Annotated in this window: 21 protein-coding genes and 1 pseudogene; 8 read left to right on the top strand and 14 right to left on the bottom strand. The window is 64.7% G+C overall.

The genetic code is table 11. The annotated features are described in order from the left end of the window. A pseudogene (locus NUU27_RS13620) lies at window positions 1-365 on the bottom strand (hypothetical protein); the annotation flags it as partial. A gap of 305 nt (window positions 366-670) precedes the next feature. Between NUU27_RS13620 and NUU27_RS13615 the strand changes: the two are divergent. After that, the gene (locus tag NUU27_RS13615) at window positions 671-1,285 is read left to right on the top strand and encodes a transglutaminase-like cysteine peptidase (protein WP_257762658.1); all 615 of its coding nucleotides are present in this window, start codon (window positions 671-673) and stop codon (window positions 1,283-1,285) included. A gap of 144 nt (window positions 1,286-1,429) precedes the next feature. Here NUU27_RS13615 and NUU27_RS13610 read toward each other — a convergent pair whose 3' ends face one another. The 8 genes from NUU27_RS13610 to NUU27_RS13575 form a co-directional block, all read right to left on the bottom strand. Beyond that, entirely contained in the window at window positions 1,430-2,089 is a 660-nt protein-coding gene (locus NUU27_RS13610; RefSeq protein WP_257762657.1) for an RraA family protein, read from the bottom strand. A gap of 11 nt (window positions 2,090-2,100) precedes the next feature. After that, window positions 2,101-2,907 carry a carbon-nitrogen hydrolase family protein gene (locus NUU27_RS13605; RefSeq protein WP_257762656.1) on the bottom strand — a complete coding sequence of 269 codons (807 nt, stop codon included), beginning with the start codon at window positions 2,905-2,907 and terminating at the stop codon, window positions 2,101-2,103. A 41-nt stretch (window positions 2,908-2,948) separates the two neighbouring features. After that, a complete protein-coding gene (locus tag NUU27_RS13600; protein ID WP_257762655.1) occupies window positions 2,949-4,232 on the bottom strand; it encodes a TRAP transporter large permease in 1,284 nt (427 codons plus the stop codon). Between the two features lie 15 nt (window positions 4,233-4,247). Next, the gene (locus NUU27_RS13595) at window positions 4,248-4,751 is read right to left on the bottom strand and encodes a TRAP transporter small permease (RefSeq protein WP_257762654.1); all 504 of its coding nucleotides are present in this window, start codon (window positions 4,749-4,751) and stop codon (window positions 4,248-4,250) included. Window positions 4,752-4,785: 34 nt separating this feature from the next. Next, window positions 4,786-5,790, bottom strand: coding sequence for a TRAP transporter substrate-binding protein (locus NUU27_RS13590; protein ID WP_257762653.1), 1,005 nt, complete (start codon window positions 5,788-5,790; stop codon window positions 4,786-4,788). A 102-nt stretch (window positions 5,791-5,892) separates the two neighbouring features. Continuing rightward, entirely contained in the window at window positions 5,893-6,810 is a 918-nt protein-coding gene (locus NUU27_RS13585; RefSeq protein ID WP_257762652.1) for a LysR family transcriptional regulator, read from the bottom strand. 114 nt (window positions 6,811-6,924) lie between these two features. Beyond that, on the bottom strand, window positions 6,925-8,121 hold the full coding sequence (locus NUU27_RS13580; protein ID WP_257762660.1) for an alpha-hydroxy acid oxidase: 1,197 nt from the start codon (window positions 8,119-8,121) through the stop codon (window positions 6,925-6,927). Window positions 8,122-8,123: 2 nt separating this feature from the next. Further along, a complete protein-coding gene (locus tag NUU27_RS13575; RefSeq protein ID WP_257762651.1) occupies window positions 8,124-8,732 on the bottom strand; it encodes a helix-turn-helix domain-containing protein in 609 nt (202 codons plus the stop codon). A gap of 313 nt (window positions 8,733-9,045) precedes the next feature. Between NUU27_RS13575 and NUU27_RS13570 the strand changes: the two genes are divergently transcribed. From NUU27_RS13570 to NUU27_RS13550, 5 genes are all read left to right on the top strand, one after another. Continuing rightward, window positions 9,046-10,080, top strand: a complete 1,035-nt coding sequence (locus tag NUU27_RS13570; protein WP_257762650.1) for a TRAP transporter substrate-binding protein — start codon at window positions 9,046-9,048, stop codon at window positions 10,078-10,080. A gap of 143 nt (window positions 10,081-10,223) precedes the next feature. Beyond that, window positions 10,224-10,739, top strand: a complete 516-nt coding sequence (locus NUU27_RS13565) for a TRAP transporter small permease (RefSeq protein ID WP_257762649.1) — start codon at window positions 10,224-10,226, stop codon at window positions 10,737-10,739. Window positions 10,740-10,749: 10 nt separating this feature from the next. Further along, window positions 10,750-12,051, top strand: a complete 1,302-nt coding sequence (locus tag NUU27_RS13560; RefSeq protein WP_257762648.1) for a TRAP transporter large permease — start codon at window positions 10,750-10,752, stop codon at window positions 12,049-12,051. Between the two features lie 22 nt (window positions 12,052-12,073). After that, complete coding sequence (gene dapA / locus NUU27_RS13555) at window positions 12,074-12,973, top strand: 4-hydroxy-tetrahydrodipicolinate synthase (RefSeq protein ID WP_257762647.1); 900 nt, start codon at window positions 12,074-12,076, stop codon at window positions 12,971-12,973. Beyond that, window positions 12,970-14,394, top strand: coding sequence for an FAD-binding oxidoreductase (locus NUU27_RS13550; RefSeq protein WP_257762646.1), 1,425 nt, complete (start codon window positions 12,970-12,972; stop codon window positions 14,392-14,394). The genes dapA and NUU27_RS13550 overlap by 4 nt, the downstream gene beginning before the upstream one ends. An 86-nt stretch (window positions 14,395-14,480) precedes the next feature. On the opposite strand, the gene NUU27_RS13545 is transcribed toward NUU27_RS13550, so the two are convergent. From NUU27_RS13545 to NUU27_RS13525, 5 genes are all read right to left on the bottom strand, one after another. Continuing rightward, entirely contained in the window at window positions 14,481-14,669 is a 189-nt protein-coding gene (locus NUU27_RS13545; RefSeq protein WP_257762645.1) for a hypothetical protein, read from the bottom strand. Window positions 14,670-14,724: 55 nt separating this feature from the next. Continuing rightward, window positions 14,725-14,988, bottom strand: a complete 264-nt coding sequence (minE, locus tag NUU27_RS13540; RefSeq protein WP_257762644.1) for a cell division topological specificity factor MinE — start codon at window positions 14,986-14,988, stop codon at window positions 14,725-14,727. Then, window positions 14,985-15,800 carry a septum site-determining protein MinD gene (gene minD, locus NUU27_RS13535; RefSeq protein WP_257762643.1) on the bottom strand — a complete coding sequence of 272 codons (816 nt, stop codon included), beginning with the start codon at window positions 15,798-15,800 and terminating at the stop codon, window positions 14,985-14,987. Before minD ends, minE begins: the two co-directional genes overlap by 4 nt. A gap of 88 nt (window positions 15,801-15,888) precedes the next feature. Next, entirely contained in the window at window positions 15,889-16,626 is a 738-nt protein-coding gene (minC, locus tag NUU27_RS13530) for a septum site-determining protein MinC (protein WP_257762659.1), read from the bottom strand. A gap of 167 nt (window positions 16,627-16,793) precedes the next feature. Next, window positions 16,794-17,810, bottom strand: a complete 1,017-nt coding sequence (locus NUU27_RS13525) for an NAD(P)-dependent oxidoreductase (RefSeq protein WP_257762642.1) — start codon at window positions 17,808-17,810, stop codon at window positions 16,794-16,796. 206 nt (window positions 17,811-18,016) lie between these two features. Here NUU27_RS13525 and NUU27_RS13520 point away from each other — a divergent pair, with 206 nt between their 5' ends. Together NUU27_RS13520 and NUU27_RS13515 are read left to right on the top strand one after the other, a co-directional pair. Next, the gene (locus tag NUU27_RS13520; RefSeq protein WP_257762641.1) at window positions 18,017-19,084 is read left to right on the top strand and encodes a LacI family DNA-binding transcriptional regulator; all 1,068 of its coding nucleotides are present in this window, start codon (window positions 18,017-18,019) and stop codon (window positions 19,082-19,084) included. 88 nt (window positions 19,085-19,172) lie between these two features. Further along, on the top strand, window positions 19,173-20,135 hold the full coding sequence (locus NUU27_RS13515) for a substrate-binding domain-containing protein (protein WP_257762640.1): 963 nt from the start codon (window positions 19,173-19,175) through the stop codon (window positions 20,133-20,135). The last annotated feature ends 5 nt before the right edge of the window (window positions 20,136-20,140 follow it).

Below are 20,140 nucleotides of genomic sequence, written 5' to 3'. Positions count from 1 at the left end.
CCGTTGCCGCCACCGCCGCCGTTGCCACCGCCACCGTTGCCGCCGCCGCCGCCACCGCCGCCACCGTTGCCGCCACCGCCGCCGTTGCCGTTGCCGCCACCGTCACTGTTATTGAGGGCATTCTGGATGAGGCTGGTGGTGAGGGGAGGGCATTGGGCAAGATCTTCCGGGGAAAGCAGTTGCACCCGATTGCGGGCGACACAGCAAAGCTCGTAGTTCTGGTCCGTCAGCGGGGAGCATTGCTCCGCCGTCATGAGCGGCCTGATGCTGGACTGGGCGAATGTCGGAGCCACAGGCATGAGGCAGATGACGCCGATAGATACCAGGATTTTTGACCCTGAAAGTAATAGCGCCGTGCTACGCATCGCAGTTCTCCCTAGGTTTGAAGAATGCGAAGCAACGCATCAGCTGCCTTTGCTGTTCCGGTTTATTTGAATAATTACCACTATTTACTTAGTAATAAACATACATTACTTAATGTTTATACAATTTTAACTACGATATAATCAATTTGGATTGAACGATGCGATATTGTCAGCCTGGAAAGCGGCAGGAGTAAACCGTGTAAACATTTCGTGATGTTGATAATCGTTATGGGCTCATACTCCGGCAGGAGTTGCTTAATCATTCTGAGGCAGTCTAAGGGATAGCCCGCCAATGGGGGTCCCTGATGAAGTTCTCGATAGGAATGGCGCTCGCCGCTTTTCTGGCGAGCGCGGGTTGCAGCACCACGACGGAATCGATCACTGCCCATTCGCAGGAAGCGGCCGGCCGATCCGGCGGCGGATCGCGGATGCAGCTTGTCGGCCATGCGTTCGCGCCGCCGGCCTTTCATGACTTTTGTGCCCGGCAGGCGCGCCTGTGCAGCACGAACGGCGACGGAAAGCCGGTCGAGCTGACCGCACGGCGCTCCGAGGAACTGAGGCGCGTGAACGCGTCGGTCAATCGGCGCATCCAGGAACGGTCCGATATCGCAACGACCGGCAAGGAAGACGATTGGCGGCTGCCGCAGAAATACGGTGACTGCGAAGACTTCGCCATCCTGAAGAAGGCGGAGCTGATGCGCCTGGGCTGGCCGGCATCGTCCCTGCTCCTGACCGTGGCGCGCAGCGGCGGCGAAGGCCACACCGTGCTCACCGTGAGGACCACACGGGGCGACCTGATCCTCGATAACATGAACAATTCGGTGAAGGACTGGTCGAACACACCCTACCGGTATTTCGCCCGCCAGTCGCAAGGCAACGGCAAGCGCTGGGAGCGCATCGGAGCGGCGGAGCGGGTCTGAGCTTTCCTCCCTGCGGGAGGCACCCGGCCGAAAGGCCGCCGCCGCGCGCAGAAACCACACCGTCGATCGACCGCAGACCACGCCGGATCGCTCCACCCTTTCGCAAGGAGGGAAGCGATCCGCCTCGTCGTTGCGGCCGATGGATCAGGCCGTCTGCTCGACGCGCGCCTTGGCGCCGGAAATGGCGGGAAGGCTCTCGCCGGCGTCGATGCGCTTCAAAAGGTCGATCTCTCGGATCTGCATCTCGATGGCGCGATCGGCCACCGCGTCCACCTCCTCCGGCGCCAGGATCAGAACTCCGTTTTCATCCGCCAGCACGGCATCGCCCGGGCGGACCACCACGCCGCCGACGCTGACGGGGATGTTCATCTCGCCGGAAATGCCGAGAAGCTTCGTGGTGATCGGGGAGGGGCCGCGGCACCACATGGGAAAGCCGTGACGCGCGAAATCCGCGACGTCGGTCGCCGGACCGTCGACCACCGCGCCGGCCAGCTTCTTGCCGGCCGCCGTATGGGTGATGACGCCGCCCCAGCAGGCGTGGCGCGTATCTCCGGCGCGGTCGATGATCATGAAGTCGCCGGGACGGACATGGTCCATGGCATAGTGCAGAAGCGTGCTGTCGGCATGCGGCAGGCGCAGGGTCACGGCGGTGCCGGCGGCGCGCACTTTCGGCAGCATGGAGCGCAGGCCGCTGTCCAGGAAATTGGCATGCAGGAAGTGGCCGACGGTCGCGGTCTCCACCTGCATGAGCTTGTCGAGCTTGGCCTGGGCAAGCTGCCGGGGCATGGGATTGACCTGGTACATTCGCGTTTTCCTTATGCCACGACGTGGTGTTCTGCGACCGGCATCGATTGCCGGATCTGCGCTGCGTAGCCGGTGTCGATGACGGCGCTCACATGGCCGATGCGATCCGAGCAGTTGGCGACGGTGATGCCCCACGGGTCGATGACCAGCGAATGGCCGAAACACAGTTTCCGGCCGTCGTCATGGGCGAAGATCTGCGCCGAGGCGGCCACGTAGGACTGGGTTTCGATGGCACGGGCGCACAGCAGCTGCTCCCAGTGATCCTTGCCCGTCTGCAGGGTGAAGGCCGCCGGCAGCACGATGAGCTCGGCGCCCTTGTCGCGCAGCTTGCGGAACAGCTCGGGGAACCGCAGGTCGTAGCAGATCGCGCAGCCGACCCTGACGCCCTCGAGCTCGTAGACGACGACATTCTCGCCGCGCTTCATCGTGTCCGATTCCAGGTAGCTGATGCCGCCGGGAACCTGCACGTCGAACAGGTGGATCTTCCGGTAGCGGGCGATCTCGTTGCCCTCCCGGTCGAACACGATCGTGGTGTTGTAGCACTTCTCGCCCGCCGCTTCCGCCATGGAGCCGGCATGGATGTTCACCTTCAACTCCGCGGCAAGGGCGGACATGGCGCGGTAGGCTTCGCCGTCCGGGAAGGTCTCGGCGTTGGCGCGCCGGCTCTCCACGGTGCCGCCCATATAGGTGAAGGTTTCCGGCAGAACGACGAGGTCGGGCCGGTCCTCAGCGACCGCCTCACGGATGAGGCGGGTCGCATCGGCGATGTTCCGCGCCTTGTCGTCCTGCGAGTTCATCTGAATGACGGAGATCTTCATGGAATGGTCCTTGCATTTTGGGGATTGATACCGGTCCGGCCTCAGGCCGGCCCGAGGATGAGGTTGGGGAGGAAGAGAACGAGTTCCGGCACGAAGGTGACGAGCAGCAAAGCCACGATCAGCGGCACCAGGAAGGGCAGGATCGCTACCGCCACCTTCTCGAACGGCACCTTGCCGACCTCCGAGACGATGTAGAGGGCAATGCCCATGGGCGGCGTTGCGATGCCGATCAAAAGGGCCAGGGTGATGATCAGGCCGAAGTGAATCCGGTCGATGCCGAACTGATCGATGATCGGCAGCAGCATCGGCACCAGGATCAGCTTCGCCGGCACGCCCTCCACGAAACAGCCGACGGCGAGCAGGAAGACCAGGAGCAGCAGGAGGAAGACGCTCCGGGACTCGGTGACGCCGAGGATCTGGTCGGCGAGCTGCTGGGGGATCTGCTCGATGGCCAGCAGCCAGCCCATCACCTGGGAGAAGCCGATGATGATCATGATCACGCTGGTGATCGTCATGGTCTCGGTGAGCGCTCGCCACATCATGCGCAAGGAGAAGGTGCGGTAAACGAACCCCAGCGCGATGGTGTAGACGCAGGCCAATACGCCCGCCTCGGTGGCGGTGGTGAAGCCCGTCAGGATGGCGACCAGGATGATGCCGGGCGCCACCAGGGCGGCTATGCCGTCAAGGGCCAGGCGGCCGACCTCGGGCAGCGTCTTGCGCTCCTCGCGCGGGAAGTCGTGTTTGATCGCCAGCAGATAGTTGAAGATCATCAGCGACAGGCCAACGACGAGGCCGGGCACGATGCCGGCCAGAAACAGCCGCGCGACCGAGGTGTTGGAGAGGAACGCGTAGACGACGAGGCTGATCGAGGGCGGGATGATGGGGCCGACCACGGCGCTTGCGGCGGTGATCGCCGCGGCGAAGGGAGCAGGATATCCACGCTCCCGCATGGCCTTGATCTCGATCGTGCCGAGACCCGCGCAATCCGCCACGGCAGCGCCGGAGACGCCGGCGAACAGGAGCGACGACACCACGTTCACCTGTGCCAGGCCGGCGCGCATGTGGCCGACCAGAGCCGAGGCGAAGTTGAAGATGCGGTCCGTCATGCCGACGCCGTTCATCAGGTTTCCGGCCATGATGAAGAAGGGGATGGCGAGCAGCGACGGGTTGTCGACGCCGTCGAGCACCTGAAGCGGGATGATGTAGAGCGTGTCGGAAAAGCCCGCATAGACGAGTGCCGTCAGAACGGCCAGGCCGATGGCCATGGTGATCGGGACACGCAGGAGGATGAGGGCCACGAAGCCCGCGAAGAGAAGCAATGTCATGGTTGCGCCCTGACCCTAGATATCGCCGACGGGATGATGCTCGCGCGGTGCGTGCCCCCTCAGCGCATGCACGAGGTCGCTGAGGAAATGCAGCGCGATGAGGGCGCAGGAAACGAAGAAGGGGATGCTCAGCCAATACCGCTGTAGCCCCACCATCTCGATGTTGCCGACCTGCCGCTGGATCAGCTCCGGCGCCTCGCGCAGCAGGATCAGCAGAAACGCGATCACCGCGATGTCCACGAGCATCCTGCCGGCGAGGCGCGCCGGTGCCGGCATGGCGTTCAGCAGGAAGTCCACCGTGATGTCCTTGTTCTGCCGATAGACGACGAAGAAGCCGAGAAAGGTCATCCACACGAAGCAGACGATGCTGATGGGGAAGGCCCACATCAGCCCCTGCTCGAAAAGCGCGCGCGAGGCGATGTTCAGCGCGGTGACGACCAGCATGGCGAGCAGTGCCGCATTCGCTCCCACGAGAAACAGCCGGTCGATGGCGGCCAGGATTCGATCCAGGATGGGCATGGGGCCTCCCCTTCAGCTCTTGTCCGACGGGCCGTCACTCGGCGCGCGAGGCGCGCACGGCATCGAGGAAGCCTTCGGGAAGCTCGCCTGCCTTCTCCATCTGCTCATAGAAGCTCTCCATGCGCTCGACGAAGGCGGCGGTGTCCGGCTCCGAATAGGAGACGTTCTTTTCCTGCATGGCGGCGAGATCCTTGTCGGCCGCCGCCGTCATGCGCTTCTCGGATTCGGCTGCCGTTTCGGCGAGCGCTTCGAGCACCTGGGCGCGGCGCTCGTCGGAAAGGGCGTTCCAGCGCTTGGCGTTGGTCATGAACGCCATGCCCTGCGGGTATTCGTCGTGGCGGATGATGTGCGGCGCCACTTCGTAGAACTTCATCGGCTCGACCAGCGCGATCGGGCTGTTCACCGCGTCGACGATGCCGCGGCTGATGGATTCATAGACTTCGGTCCAGGCAAGCGTGCGGACCTCGGTGCCGAGATGGCGCCAGGCGGCCGCCGCCAGCTCGTCGGGATGCATGCGCAGCCGCGTGCCCTGCATCTCCTCCAGCGAATTCCACGGCTTGTCCGTGACCATGACCCGATAGGGGCCGCGCACGAAGGCCGTCGGCGAGCCGATCAGCGCGATGCCCGCCTCGTCCTCGATCTTCTTCAGCCACTCCCCGACCAGGTCGGACTGCATGAAGCGGACCCAGTGCTGGCGATCGTCGAACAGGAAGGGAGCCGAGACGAACTTCATGTCCGGCACCCATTTCTGCAGATAGCTGGTGCCCTCCGGGTAAACGTTCACCGTGCCGATCTGCAGTTGCTCCAGCACCGTATCGTCGGAGCCGAGCTGCTCGTTCGGAAACACCTTCACGTCCAGCTCGCCGCCGGTCTTCTCCTTCACCTTGTCGGCGAAGAGCTGAAACAATTCGCCTTCGATGCTGTCCGGCGGCATCTTGTGGGCCATGCGCCAGGTCTCGGCGAGCGCAGTGCCGGATGCGCCCGTGCCCGCTGCGGCGAAGGCGGCGGCAACCAGAATCGTGCGGAGGATACGGCTCATTTTTCTTCCCCATCTGCTTTTTTGATTGATTGTTGGGGGAAGGATCGAAGAGGCCGCTAAAAAAGTCCAAATCAAAATAATGGGTGTCTGTGATAAAGGAATTCAATCAGACGGCATCAGGTACTGCGCGGGATGCTCCGCGGCATAGGCGAGCGCTTGCTCCTGCGCCATGCGCACGAACTCGTCCTTCAGCGATTTGTGCGGCGAGGCCTCACAGATCGCATAGAACTCCAGCGGCGGGAAATCGACGTCCACCTCGATCTCGTGCAGGCTGCCGCTGGCCAGTTCCCTCAGCACCACGGCGCGCGGCATGGGCGCGACGCCCAATCCCTCCTCCGCCATCTTGACGATGGTTGCGATCGAGTTCGACGAGTGGACGTTGGCGCGCACCTTCGAACATGCCTTGAGATAGCGCTCCAGCGTCTTGTAGGGGATCGAGTTCTTCGGGAAGGTCAGGATCGGCATGTCGAGCAGCGTGTCGAGCGCGGCGCGGCGGATCGGGAAAGCCGTCGGGCTTGCAACCCAGGCGACGGGGAAGGCGCCGAGCGGCACGAAGTTCAGCTTCGGGTCGGTGCCGTCCATCATCGCCAGGCCGACGTCGACGCCGTGGTCCCTCAGGGACTGGATGATTTCCGCCGAGGTGGACGACAGCATCTCGATGTTGACGTTCGGATATTTCTCCCGGAAGGCCTCCATCAGCCGGACGAACCAGGATCTGAGGATGGTGTCGGTGACCCCGACGCGCAGGGAGCCCGTCAGCCGGCTGCCGGGACCGACGAGCCATTTCATCTCGTTGGTCAGCTCGATCACCAGCTCGGCATGGGGCAGGAGCATCCGGCCTTCGCTGGTGAGCTGGACGCTGCGCTTCGATCGCTCGAAAAGCTTGGCGCCCAATTCGTTCTCGAGGGCGTTGATGCGCGAGGAGATGACCGGCTGCGACGTGTGCAGGAGATCGGCTGCCTTTCGGAAATTGCGCACCTTGGCGAGGTGGACGAATGTCTCGAGAAAACGCAGTTGCAACCTTGCAGCCCCCAGCATCAACCGGTTCACGACCGGCGGACAGGCATGCTAGAGCGGGATGAGGAAAAGTGTGAAGCGGTTTTCCGCCCGCATCCCGCTCTAATTCATCGCGATCTAGAAGATGCGCGCTTCCGGCGCCATAGAGCGGTGCGAGCCGCCGGCGGGCAGCGGCGCGGAGCCTTCGGCCAGGCGCAGCGCCTCGACCCGCTCGGCCCCGAGGAAGCCCATGGCCGTGTCCATCTCGCGGATGATCATCCGGAGCACGGCAACAGCGCCCTTTTCACCGCCGGCGGCAAGTCCCCACAGGGGCAGGCGGCCGAGCTGCACGGCCTGCGCACCGAGAGCCAGATATTTGAGGACGTCGGTGCCGCGGCGCACGCCGCTGTCGGCAAGAACGGTGAGCCTGCTGCCGACCGCGTCGGAGATTTCGCGCAGGCAGGCCGCCGGCGGCGGCAGGCAGTCCAGGTTGCGGCCGCCATGCGCCGAAACGACCACGCCGTCGGCACCGATGTCCGCCGCGATCTGCGCATCCTCAGCGTGGAGGATGCCCTTGATGACGAGCTTGCCTTTCCAGGCGTTTCGGAGCGCGCCAACGTCGTCCCAGTTCAGCCGGTGCTCGAGCCGCACCGCCTCGGCCACGCTGGGGCGGGTGATGGCGCCGCGAAAGGCGGGCGGATAGTGTCCGTAGGTCGGAATGCCCTCGGTCAGCAGATAGCGCGCCATCACCCCCAGGAGCCAGCGCGGATGAAGGGCCATGTCGACGAGGTTGCCCGCCGTCGCCGAGAAGGGGATGGAGAAACCGTTGCGCAGGTTGTACTCGCGGTTGGGAGCGACGGGCGTGTCCGCCGTGACCACCAGGACATCGCAGCCGCAGGCCGCGACACGCTTCAGGAGGTCGGCGGTCAGCGAGCGGTCGCGCCAGACATAGAGCTGGAACCACAAGGTGGCGTCCGGCGCACCGCGCCGTATGGTCTCGATCGTCGTCACCGATTGGGTGGAGACGCAGAAGGGTATGCCGACGGCGGCCGCCGCGCGGGCAAGCTTCGTCTCGCCGTCGAAGGAGACCAGCCCGGCCAGCGCCGTCGGTGCGACGACCAGCGGTGCGGCGATCGTTCGGCCCCAAAGCCGGCTCTGAAGGTTTCGCCGGTCGTGCCCCGTCAGGACGGACGGGCGCAGGGTGATGGCGTCGAGGGAGGAGCGCAGGCTGGTAAGCGCGCGCTCGTCCTCCGTCCCGCGATCGATGTATTCGAACAGCCCCCGGGGCAGGTTTCCGCGCGCCCTTTCCCGGAAATCGTCGGCGTTCAGCAACATGGTCACGACACGATGACCCAGACGACCTCCGCATCTTCGGGACCCTCGGATGTCCACACATGCGGCGAGCTGGCATCGTAGTAGAGACTGTCGCCCTGATTGAGAACGAGCGGCTCGTAGATCTCGCTGTGAACCACCATGGTGCCCCTGATCACGGTGACGAAGATTTCGGCGTCGTTGACGGGCCAGGAGCCGTAGTCGTCCGGCGAACGGGCCGTGACGATGCTCCTGATCGGCGTCATCCGCTTGTCGATCAGATCCGCGCACAGCAGCGTGTTGGCGCAGCTGTTGGACTGGTAGGGCCGCCCTTCGCCCGCCCGCGTGACGCTGCGGCGGCCGGCAAGGCTGCGCGAGCCGTCCTTCTCGTTGAGCAGGGTGACGACGTCGACCCCGTATCCGCTGGCCACCCGTTGCACCGTCGAGATGGTCGGCGACAACTCGTTGCGCTCGATCTTGGACAAGGCCGAGGATGAAACGCCGGTGCGCTTGCTCGCCTGCTGAAGCGTCCAGCCTCTCTCCCGGCGCAACTGGGAAAGGCGCAGACCGATGTCGAAGGAGCCCGGCAGCCCCCCGCTCTCGGGCTCTTTCTGCTCGGGGGATAGGATGTTCATCGTCACGCTCCGGAACGGGTTGGCTGCAATCGTGAGTCGAGACCGATCTCGACCACGCTTTTACACGGATTCCATCAAAATCAGAATAGTGCGGATTATCGCAAAAATCCACTATAAGAAAATTCATATACTAAGCGACTTGACAGGCGTCCACGCTGTCGTATGGTAAATTCCTGAAGGAGCGGCAACAACGCTCCAGGGGATGGAAGTGATCAGCATTGACGGTGAGTTCCAAGCTCAGCAGGCGTGCGCCTGCCGGGACCGGGAGCTGCTGTGACTGTTCCAAGGCAAAATCGACAGGGGAGTTGAAGACATGAAAGCCTTGTTCCGCAAATTAAGCGTTCTTTCCGCGGCGGCGGCGCTCAGCCTCTGCGTGTTCGCCGCGCCGCAGGCGCAGGCCCAGACCGTCGTCCGGTTCGGCCATGTGGACGGCGAGGGCGACCTGCTCGCCAACCCTTATTGGGCGTTCACGGAAGTGTTCGGCTCCGTGCTCAAGGCGCAGACCAACGGCCGCTATGAGCTGCAGGTGTTTCCCAACAGCCAGCTCGGCGACCTGGAGTCGCTCCTGGAGCAGAACGTGCGCGGGTCGCTGCAGATGGTCGGCGGCCTGAACGCCGGTCATGTCGCCGCCTATGCGCCGGCGGCCCAGGTGCTCGAGATGCCCTACACCTTCCCCGATACGGAGGTTGCCCGGAAGGTGCTCGAAGGCCCGTTTGGCAAGAAGCTCGCCGATACGGTGGCCGAGCAGGGCGGCGTGCGCATCCTGAGCTACCTTCCCTCCGCCTTCCGCAACTTCTCCAATTCGGTGCGCCCGATCAAGACACCCGAGGACATGGTCGGCCTCAAGATACGCACCCAGCAGGTGCCGATCCACATCAAGATGGTCGAGGCCCTCGGTGCCTCGCCCACGCCCATCGCCTGGGCGGAACTCTACAGCGCGCTGCAGACCGGCGTCGTGGACGGCCAGGAGAACGCTCCCTACACCATCCTGCTTGCCAATCTGCAGGAGGTGCAGAAGTACTACACGCTCGATCATCACCTGATCAACATGCCGCTGATCACCATCAACGAGGCGTTCTACAAGGGCCTCAGCGATGAGGATCGCGCCGCCTTCGACTATGCGGCACGCGAGGCGACCTTCGCGATGCTCGGCATCATCACCGCCAAGGAATCGCAGGACCTGAAGACCATCGCCGGCGCCGGCGTGGAGATCTACCAGCCGACCAGGGACGAGTTCGGCAAGTTCGTGGACAAGGTGCAGGGTCCGATCTCCGAGATCCTGGCGCAGGAAGTTGGAGCGGAACTGGTGGACGAGCTCAAGAAGGCCGTCGCCGAGGCGCAGGAGTAGAGCCGGACGAGGGCGCGTGTGAAGCGGATTTCCGCCCGCATCGCGCTCCGACGTGTTGAAGCTTTCCGAAGAGCGAATCCAATGACGGCCCTCCTCGAGGGCCGTCCGATCGCCAGCAGCCGGACAGGGGGACTGAAGGTCTGATGCTCAACCAGCTTGAAAGACTTGGCGCCGTGCTCGCAACGGTCTCGTCCTGGGCCGCGCGCATCATGTTGTCGGCGGTCGCCGTGATCCTCTTCCTGCAGGTCACGCTTCGATACGGGTTCGGCTTCTCCCTGCCCTGGCCGGAGGAGGCCGCACGCTACCTGATGATCTGGGTGGTGATGCTGGCCGGCAGCCTGCTGGTGAGGGACGAGCAGCTCGTCAGGGTCGACTTCTTCGACCAATACTGGCCGAAGCGCGTCCTTTCGTTGCGCAATGCGAGCTTCAGGCTCCTGCTTGCCGTGCTCCTCGCCGTGCTGCTGTGGAAGGGCTACGAGAATGCCGATTTCGGCCAGCGCCGCAGCGCTGCGACCCTGCCCGTCTCCTTCTACTGGATCTATCTCTCCGTGCCGGTCGGGGCGGGGCTGATGATGTTCCACATGCTTGTTCTGGCGATCCGCGATCTCGTGCGCGGCACGCCGGAGACGGGGCCTTCCGTTCTCAAAGCCGAAATCTGAGGAAGAGACGATGGATCATTCCCTCCTGATCGTGATCGGCCTGCTTCTCGTTCTGATGATCATGGGCAGCCCGGTCATCTTCGCGATCGGCTTTGCCGGCATGGCCTATTTCTTCGTCAAGCCGGGCATGTCCGGCATGCTCGACATCTACGCCCACAAGTTCTTCACCGGCATGGACGTGTTCATCTGGCTGTCCATCCCGCTGTTCATCATCGCCGGCGAAATCATGACCGCCATCGGCATGACCGACCGGCTGGTGAACCTGTCGCGGCTGCTGGTCGGCCGCCTGCGCGGCGGGCTCGCCTATGTGAACGTCGTCGGATCGATGATGTTCTCCGGCGTTTCCGGCTCGGCGCTTGCCGATATCTCGGCGCTCGGTCCGGTCGAGATCAAGATGATGGAGAAGGACGGCTATCGAAAGGACTTCTCCGCCGCGGTGACGGTGAGTTCCGCCATCCAGGGGCCGATCATTCCCCCCTCCATTCCGCTGATCATCTTCTCCGCCCTCACCAACACTTCGGTTGCGGCGCTGTTTCTGGCCGGCGCGGTGCCGGGCATCATGCTCGGCATGGCGCAGATGACCGTCATCTATTTCATCGCCCGCAGGAAGGGCTTTCCCCGCAACCCCATCGCGGGGCTCAATCTCTCGATCGCGCTCGGCATCATCCTCAACGCCTTCTGGGCCATCTTTATGCCGCTGATCATCATCGGGGGCATCATCGGCGGCATCTTCACGGCCACCGAAGCGGCGGCGATCGCCGTCGCCTATGCGACGCTGGTCGGCGTTCTCGCCTATCGCAACCTGACGCTCAAGACCCTGTGGGAGATCCTCGACCGCGCCGCGCGCACCTCCGCCTCGGTCTATCTGATCGTCGGCTTCGCGACGATCATAAGCTGGGTCCTGGCCAATGAGCGCGTGCCGACGGAGCTCGCGGCGCTGGTCCGCGACTGGCAGCTCGAACCGTGGATGCTGCTGCTCCTGCTGAACGTCTTCTTCCTCGTCAACGGACTGTGGGTCGGCGATTCCGTCCAACTCCTCCTGTTTGCGCCGCTGTTCACCCCGCTCCTTGCCTCCATGGGCGTGGACCCGGTGCATTTCGGGGTCATCATGGTGCTCAACGTGATGATCGGCCTGATGACGCCGCCCTACGGGCTTGCGCTCTATCTGGGATCGTCGATCTCCGGGGTGCCGCTCGGCGCGATCGTCAGGCAGTCCGTTCCCTTCCTGGTCTCGAACCTGATGGTGCTGCTGGTCGTCACCTATGTGCCGGCGGTTTCACTGACCCTCCCGAGGCTGTTCGGATTCTTATGACGCATTCGAAAGGACATCACGCATGACACTGACCATGAACGACCTGTCGGGTCTCTTTACGGCGATCGTGACGCCGTTCACGGACGACGGGTCCGTCGATTTCGACGCCTTGCGGTCGCTGGTGCGGTTCCAGATGAAGGCCGGCGCGACCGGCATCGTGCCCATCGGCGGCACCGGCGAATACCCGGCCCTGTCGCGCAAGGAACGCGCCGACATCGTCCGGGCCTGTGTCGAAGCAGCGGAGGGGGCACCGGTGCTGCCGGGCGTCCTGTCGACCGGATTTGCCGATGCGGTGGAGGCCGGGCGGGACTTCGTGGCGGCCGGCGCCAGCGGCGTGATGACTGTCACGCCCTACTACGCCGCCGGCACGCAGGAGGGAATGGCCGCCTATTTCCGCAACTACCGCGATGCCGTCGGCGCACCGGTCCTGGCCTATGAGATCCCGCGGCGCACCGGCGTCGCCCTGAAGGCCGAGACTATCGCCGAACTGGCCGCGGACGCCGCGATCATCGGCATGAAATGCTCGTCCTACGACATGCCGGAGTTCATCAAGACGATCAAGCTCGCCGGCGACAAGATGGCGATCCTGAGCGGCGAGGAGCCGCTTTTCGCGACCCATGTGGCGCTGGGTGCCAAAGGCGGCGTGCTTGCCTCGGCGACCGTCTATCCGCATCATTGGATCAAGGTGTTCCGCGCCGCGCAGGCCGGCCGGCTCGAAGAGGCGATCAAGCTGCAGCAGGAACTCGATCCGGTGATCGACACAATTTACCTGGAAACCAATCCGGGTCCTTTGAAGCACTACATGAGGCTGGCGGGCATGAGCGCGGGCGGCGTGAGACTGCCGCTGACCGACCCGAGCGGCGAGACAATCGCCGCGCTGGAGCGGGCCTTTGCCAGGATGAAGGAGGCCGAAGCGGCGTGAGCGAAATCCTCCAGCGTTTGGGAACCATCCTGGGCGAGAAGGGTCTGATCGCGGATCCGGCGGAGATGGCTCCGTTCGTCACCGATTTCAGGGGACGGTGGAAAGGGGAAGCCGTTGCGGTCGCGCTGCCGGCCAGCACGCAACAGGCGGCCGAGACCATTCGTTTGGCCGCAGCGCACGACCTGCCGATCTATCCGCTCGGCGGCAACACGGGGCTGTGCTACGGCGCGGTTCCCGCGGGGGGCAGCGGGCGCAAGGCCGGCATCGTCGTCGGCCTTGCCCGCATGAACGCCCTTCGCTCCGTCGACCGCGCGGCGAACGTGATGACGGTCGATGCGGGCATGACGCTCTCCGCCGTCCATGAGATCGCTGCCGGCGAGGGCCGTCAGTTCCCCTTGTATCTCGGCAGCGAGGGAACCGCGCAGATCGGCGGCCTCATCTCGACCAATGCGGGCGGCACGGGCGTCGTCCGCTACGGGCCGATGCGGGACCTCGTCTGCGGCATCGAGGCGGTGCTGCCGGACGGCCGCATCCTGCGCGATCTCAACGCGCTCAAGAAGAACAACACTGGCTACGACCTGAAGCAGCTCTTCATCGGGGGAGAGGGAACGCTCGGCCTGGTGACCGGCGCTGCCCTCAGGATGCGGCCGGCCATCCACGCGCGCGCCCATGCCTGGGTTTCGGTCACCGGCCCCGAAGCGGCCGTCGATCTGCTTTCCCGCCTGCAGGACCGCTGCGGCGAAACGATCGAGGCCTTCGAAATGCTCAACCGGGCCGAGGTGGATTGCGTCCTGGCCCATATCCCGCGCGTGCGCACCCCCTTCGCGACGACCCCGGACTGGTCGGTGATGATCGAGCTCGCCGACGCCGACCCGGCGGCCGAGCTCCTGCCGGCGCTGGAGGAGGTGCTGGGCGCGGCGATCGAAGCCGGCCTGGCGGACGACGCGATGATCGCCCAGAACGAAGCGCAGGCCCGGGACATCTGGCATGTGCGCCATTCCGTTACCGAAGCGCACAAGATCCATGGGATCGGCGTCGTGCACGACACGGCGGTGCCGGTTTCGAAGGTGCCGGCCTTCATCGCCGCCGCCGACGCGATGACCGAGGAGCTTTTCCCCGAAGCCGGCCGGCTGGTGGTCGCGCATCTGGGTGACGGCAACGTCCACTACATCGTGATGTTCACGCATGCCTATTGGCAGGCCCTGGCCGACAAGGAGGCAAAGGCACTCGAGGTGGAGATGGCGGTGCACGACATCGCCGATCGCTTCGGCGGCACGATCAGCGCCGAACACGGCATTGGCCGCAAGCTGACCTCGGAGCTCGAACGGCTCGGCGATCCCGTGAAGATCGCCCTGATGCGGGACATCAAGACCGTTCTGGATCCGAAGAACATCATGAATCCCGGAGCGCTTATCCCTTAGGACCGATCGACTTCGGCATTCTGTCCTGTGGTGTGCAGTCATGGAGCTCCAGATCCGTTGATCCGGGGCCCGGTGATGTCCGCTATCTAATGCCGCGTGCCGGCGTTTTGCGACGCGTCCTGTGCGGATGCCTGCACGGCCGCTTCGCACACCTCGACATGTTTGGCGAGCGCTTCCATCGACATCATCGCGGTGATCGTGCGGATGTCGCGGTTCTGGAACTTCGGCATGTCCTGAAGCTCCTTGAGGCGTTCGAGAAGTGACAAACGGGTCATTCGCGTCTCCTTTCCTCCGATCCGAAATGGCGGTTGCACTTTTTGCGGATGGCCGTCAGGCCGCCCGCATCTCCGCGTCGCGCGGAATCTCGACGTCGATCTCCAGCGTCGAAACCTTTTCGCCCCGGTCCATCTTCACGTTCACCTTCTCACGATCGACCTGCACATGCTTGGCGATCACGGCGAGGATCTCCTCGCGCAGGATGGCGACCAGGTCCGAGTGGGCGAGCGAGGCCCGCTCGTGGGCGAGCAGCACCTGCAGGCGTTCGCGCGCCGTCGGTGCCGAGGTCTTTTTGCCGAAGAAGTTGAAGATGCTCATGCCGCCCTCCGTCCGAAGATCTTGCTGAACAGGCCGCGCTTCTCGCCCGGAACGGTGACCGGGAGCGTTTCGCCGGCGAGCCGGCGTGCGGCGTCGAGATAGGCCAGCGCCGGTGCGCTGCGGGCGTCGGCGAGGGTGACCGGCGATCCGATGTTGGAGGCGCGCAGCACGTCGAGGCTTTCCGGGATGATGCCGAGCAGCGGGATCGACAGGATCTCCAGCACGTCGTCGACCTTCAGCATGTCGCCGCGCTCGGCCCGGTTCATGTCGTAGCGGGTGAGCAGCAGATGCTTCTCCACCTGGTCGCCGCGCTCCGCCCTGGCGGTCTTGGCGTCGAGGAGGCCGATGATGCGGTCCGAATCGCGCACCGAGGAGACTTCCGGGTTGGTGACGATCACCGCGGCATCGGCGTGACGCATGGCCAGCGTGGCGCCGCGCTCGATGCCGGCCGGACTGTCGCAGATGATCCAGTCGAAGGACTGCTTCAACTCGTTGATCACGCGCTCGACGCCCTCGGGCGTCAGATTGTCCTTGTCGCGGGTCTGGGAGGCCGGCAGCAGGTGGAGGGTCTCGAGCCGCTTGTCGCGGATCAGCGCCTGCGGCAGCTTGGCATCGCCCTGGATGACGTTGATCAGGTCGTAGACCACCCGCCGCTCGGCCCCCATGACGAGGTCGAGATTGCGCAGGCCGACATCGAAATCGACGACCACCGTCTTCTCGTTCCTCTGCGCCAGCGCAGCGCCGAGGGCGGCGGTGGATGTCGTCTTGCCGACGCCTCCCTTGCCGGATGTGACCACAACTACCTTTGCCATCTTGCTCTCCTGTTCTTTCCCACTGCATCGGTCCGAAACCGGCTTTCGCAAAGCGCGATGCGTGGGGTCCGTGATTTGCGGCGTCGGCTCAGTTCAATGTCTCGGCCATGATGGATTCGCCCTCGAGCCAGAACTGGACGGCCTGCCCGCGAAGCTTGCCGTCCATGTCCTCGGCGGTCTTGTAGAGGCCGTCTATGGCCAGCAGCTCGGCTTCCAGCTTGCGGCAGAAGATGCGCGCCGAGGCGTTGCCCACCGACCCCGCCAGTGCCCTGCCGCGCAGCGTTCCGTAGACATGGATCGAGCCGCCCGCGATGATCTCCGCGCCCGAAGCGACCGAGCCGATGACCGTCACGTCTCCTTCCGGAAAGTTCACCGATTGGCCGGAGCGGACCGGCTCCCTGATGATGATCGAGTGCACGGCGCGGACCGGCTGGGCGGCGGGCGCCGTTTCGGCGTGGCTGAGATCCGGGCCTGCGACCGGCGGTGATTCGGCCGGCGGCTCGATGTCGCCGGCCGGCCGGCCGCCGCTCAGGGCCGGCGGCATGCCGCGTCCGAGCTGCGAGGGCCGCGCGCCTTCTATGCCGAGGATCTGCACGTTGCGCTGCGCCAGCGCTTCGAGGAGTTCGGTGAGCTGCGCACGGTCGGTGTCGAGGTCCTTGACGTCGAGGACGATCGGGCGCTGCAGGAAGAAGCCGGCGGAACGGGCCGCCAGATCGTCGAGCCGGGCGAGCCATTCGTCGAATGGCTGTTCCGGGGAAAGCACGAGCGCCATGAAGGAGCGCCCCTTGAGACGGAGGGGACGGGTGTCTGTTAGCACTTTGATTATTTCGGTTAATTTTTCGTTGATACGATCTATGGAAGGCTGATGGTTAACCAATGGTTAACGACCATGCGTGTTACAGCGGATGAGACAATATGTGAACGCACGACCGCGCTTGTCGACAGGAAGCGGCGGTCGCCGATGCCGGCTTCTGACCTCGTCGGGAAGCCGGCTCAGGTCTTTTCGATGGGCTTGCTGCGCAGGCGCATCACCGTCTCGCGTTCGGCGCGCCGGCAACTGATCGGCGGCAAGCCCTTTTCGATCTGCCCGATGTCCTCGATCACCCGCCTGCCGATTTCCTTCAGCGCGCTGTGAAGCGCGCCGGCCCGGTGCGGCGAGAACAGCGTGTTGGGCATCGTGCGAATCGGGTCCTGCCGGTCCACGGGCTCTTTGGGGAAGACGTCCGTCGCAAAGCGGATGCGGCCGGCTTTCGTCAGCGCCGCAACGGCGTCGAAATCGGCCACGGCGGCACGGCTCAGGAGAATCAGCGAGGCGCCGTCCTGCATCAGCGCCAGGTTCCCGGCGTTCAGGAGGTGGGCGTTTTCCGTCGTGATGGCCGCCACCACGAAGACGAAGCGGCTTTTGGCCAGAACCTCCTCAAGCGATGCGGGCGTCACGCCGAGCCGTTGCAGATGGGCATCCGGCAGCCACGGGTCGAAGACGCGCACCGCGGCCGGCCTGAAGCCGGGCAGCAGCGCGTGCAGGGCGCGGCCGAGATCACCGAAGCCGACAAAGCCGATCTGCGAGCCGGTCATGAGCTCGGCGTCGTGATTGCCCTCCAGCCCGTAGCGCTCCTCGGCGTCGAGGAACAGCTTGTGCTCGCTGTGGATGCCGCGCGCCAGGCTGAGCGCCATGCCGAGCCCCATTTCGGCCACCGGCAGGGCGAAGACGCCGCTCGGCGCGAGCACATGGATGCCGCGGGCGAAGCAGGTCGGATAGTCGATGTTGGGCAGGAAGTTGGTCTCGACGTTGAAAATGGCCTTGAGCCGCGGCGCTGTCTCCAGACGCGCCGTATCCATCGGCTGCTGGCTGATGAGGATGTCGCAGCCCGGCAGATGGTCGGCATAAAAGGCGTCGCGGCTCCCGCCCGGATAGGCGGCGACATCGTGAGTCTCCAGGAGATACCGGTGGTCCGCCGGCGAGAAGATCTCCTCCGCCGTGCGCGGTTCCGGGTCAAGCACTATCCGCATTGTCTCCTCCCGATGCGCGAGTGGTGCGACCCCAACAGATGGTACCCATCTGTTGGGAAAATCGCCCCACCAGATCAATAGCTTGTGGGCTGACTTGTCGAAACAGATGGGTGCCATCTGTTTCGATCAGACCACCAGGAAACGCTATGAAAAACGTTTTACAATGTAAAACGTTTTATGTACGGTTTTCCCCGGGAGAGAGAGCAATGCGCAGGGAAAACCCCTCACAGCGGCGATCGGCGAGCGCGGTTTCGATCCGCGACGTGGCCCAGCGCGCCGGGGTCTCTCCGGGCAGCGTTTCCAATGTCCTGAACGGCAAGCGGCGGCGCGACGATCCGATCGGCCGCGCGGTGCTTGAGGCCGTGAAGGCGCTCGACTACCGCCCCAACGCCATCGCCTCGAGCCTGAGACGCGCCGAAAGTCGCGTCATCGGCCTCGTCATCCCCGATTTCCAGAACCCCTTCTTCGCCGAGCTCGTCGCCGAACTGGAGCGCTGCGCGGAAGAGACCGGATACCGCATCGTCGCCACCTCGAGCCGGGAATCCGCGGATGTCGAGAGCCGCGAGATCCGCGAGCTTCTGGGATGGCGCGTCGCCGGCCTGTTCCTCGCCCCCACCGCCGGCAGCACCTATGGGCGAGAGCATCTTGCCGATCAGGACGTCCCGTCGGTCATTGTCGACCGGGTGTTCGAGAAGGACCTTATCGACGGCGTCGGGGTCGACAACGCCGAGGCCACGGAGGCGGTGATGCGCGAGCTGATCGAGCTCGGGCACCGGCGGATCCTCGTCGCCTATTTCGACGATGCGGTGAGCAACGTCGCCGAGCGCCTCGACGGGGTGAGGAGGGCGGCCATGCGCCGTGACGGCCCGCTCCACGTCGACTATCTCGCCTGCGGACCGACGGTGGAGAGCGCCCTGGCGGCGTTCGAGAAGCATTTCGATGCGAATCCGGTGCCGACGGCGATCTTCTGTCTCTTCAACACCGCGACGCTCGCCGCCTACAGCATCACGCGCAAGCGGGGGCTCGAGGCCGGGCGCGATGTCGCCCTGGTCGGCTTCGACGACAGCGCCTGGCTGGCGCATATGACGCCGCCCATCGCGGCGATCGTGCAGCCGGTGCAGGTGATCGCCCGCAGGGCCTGGTCGATGCTCATGGGCAGGATCGGCGGCGGTCTCGGGCCGGCGCGGACCGAGCGTGTCTCATGCCGGTTCGAGCGGCGGGGCACGATGACGCCACCTCGAAACGGAGGCATGGAGGCCGGCCGAAGGAAGTGAAATCGCTCCGGTGGCCCGTCACGCCGGAGTTCAGCATGGGGACAGGTTGGGAGACGTGTCCCCGACGGGCAGCAAACAGGAGGAGAAAATGCTGAAGAAACTGCTGATGACCGTCGCCGTCGGGGTTCTTGCGACCCAGGCGCAAGCCGCCGACAAGGTTTACGGCGTCCTGATGAAGACGCTGTCCAACCCGTTCTGGGGCGCGATGGAAGAAGGGGTGAAGGACGGGGCGGCCGCGGCCAGCGTCGAATATTACCTGCAGGCCGTCGAGAGCGACCAGGCCGCCGAGCCGCAGCTCAACGTCTGCAACACCATGCTGCAGCGCAAGCCGGACGCGATGATCACCGCCGCGATTAATTCGACGATCCTGCTGCCATGCCTCAAGCAGGCCACGGATATGGGCATTCCGGTGGTCGATCTCGACGGTAACCTCGACCACGAGATCGCCGAGGGCGCCGGCGTCAAGATCGCCTTCTCCATCGGCTCGGACAATGTCGCCGCCGGGGCGCAGGGCGCCGAATACCTGGTCTCGAAGCTCGGCAAGGATGCCGAGGGGCCGGTTCTGGTGATCGAGGGACTGTCCGGCAACATCACCGGCCAGAAGCGCGCCACCGGCTTTGCCGACAAGCTGAAGGAGCTGGCGCCGGGGCTGGAGATCGTCGCCTCCCTGCCGGGCGACTGGGATCGCGGCAAGGCCGCCAACATCGCCAACGACACGCTGACGGCCAATCCCGGCCTCGTCGCCATTTTCGCCGCCAATGACGGCATGGCGCTCGGCGCCGTGGAATCGGTCTATGCGGCCGGCAAACAGGATCAGGTCACCGTGATCGGCGTCGACGGCAATTCCGATGCCGTCAAGTCGATCAAGGCCGGGCGCCTCAACGCCTCGGTCGCCCAGCTTCCCTATCTCGTCGGCAAGCAGGCCGTCGAGGATGTCGGCAAGGTCATCGCCGGCGAGAGCATGGACGACTGGATCTACGTTCCGACGCTGGTCCTGACCAAGGAGGTTCTGGAGGCCGGCACCGAGCCGATGCTCGAATACGTCAAGTGATCCTC

The sequence above is a fragment of the Nitratireductor sp. ZSWI3 genome (genome assembly GCF_024655565.1).
Classification (GTDB): domain Bacteria; phylum Pseudomonadota; class Alphaproteobacteria; order Rhizobiales; family Rhizobiaceae; genus Nitratireductor.
The sequence above is the reverse complement of the archived record's forward strand: the minus strand, read 5'-3'. Positions and strand labels throughout refer to the sequence as shown.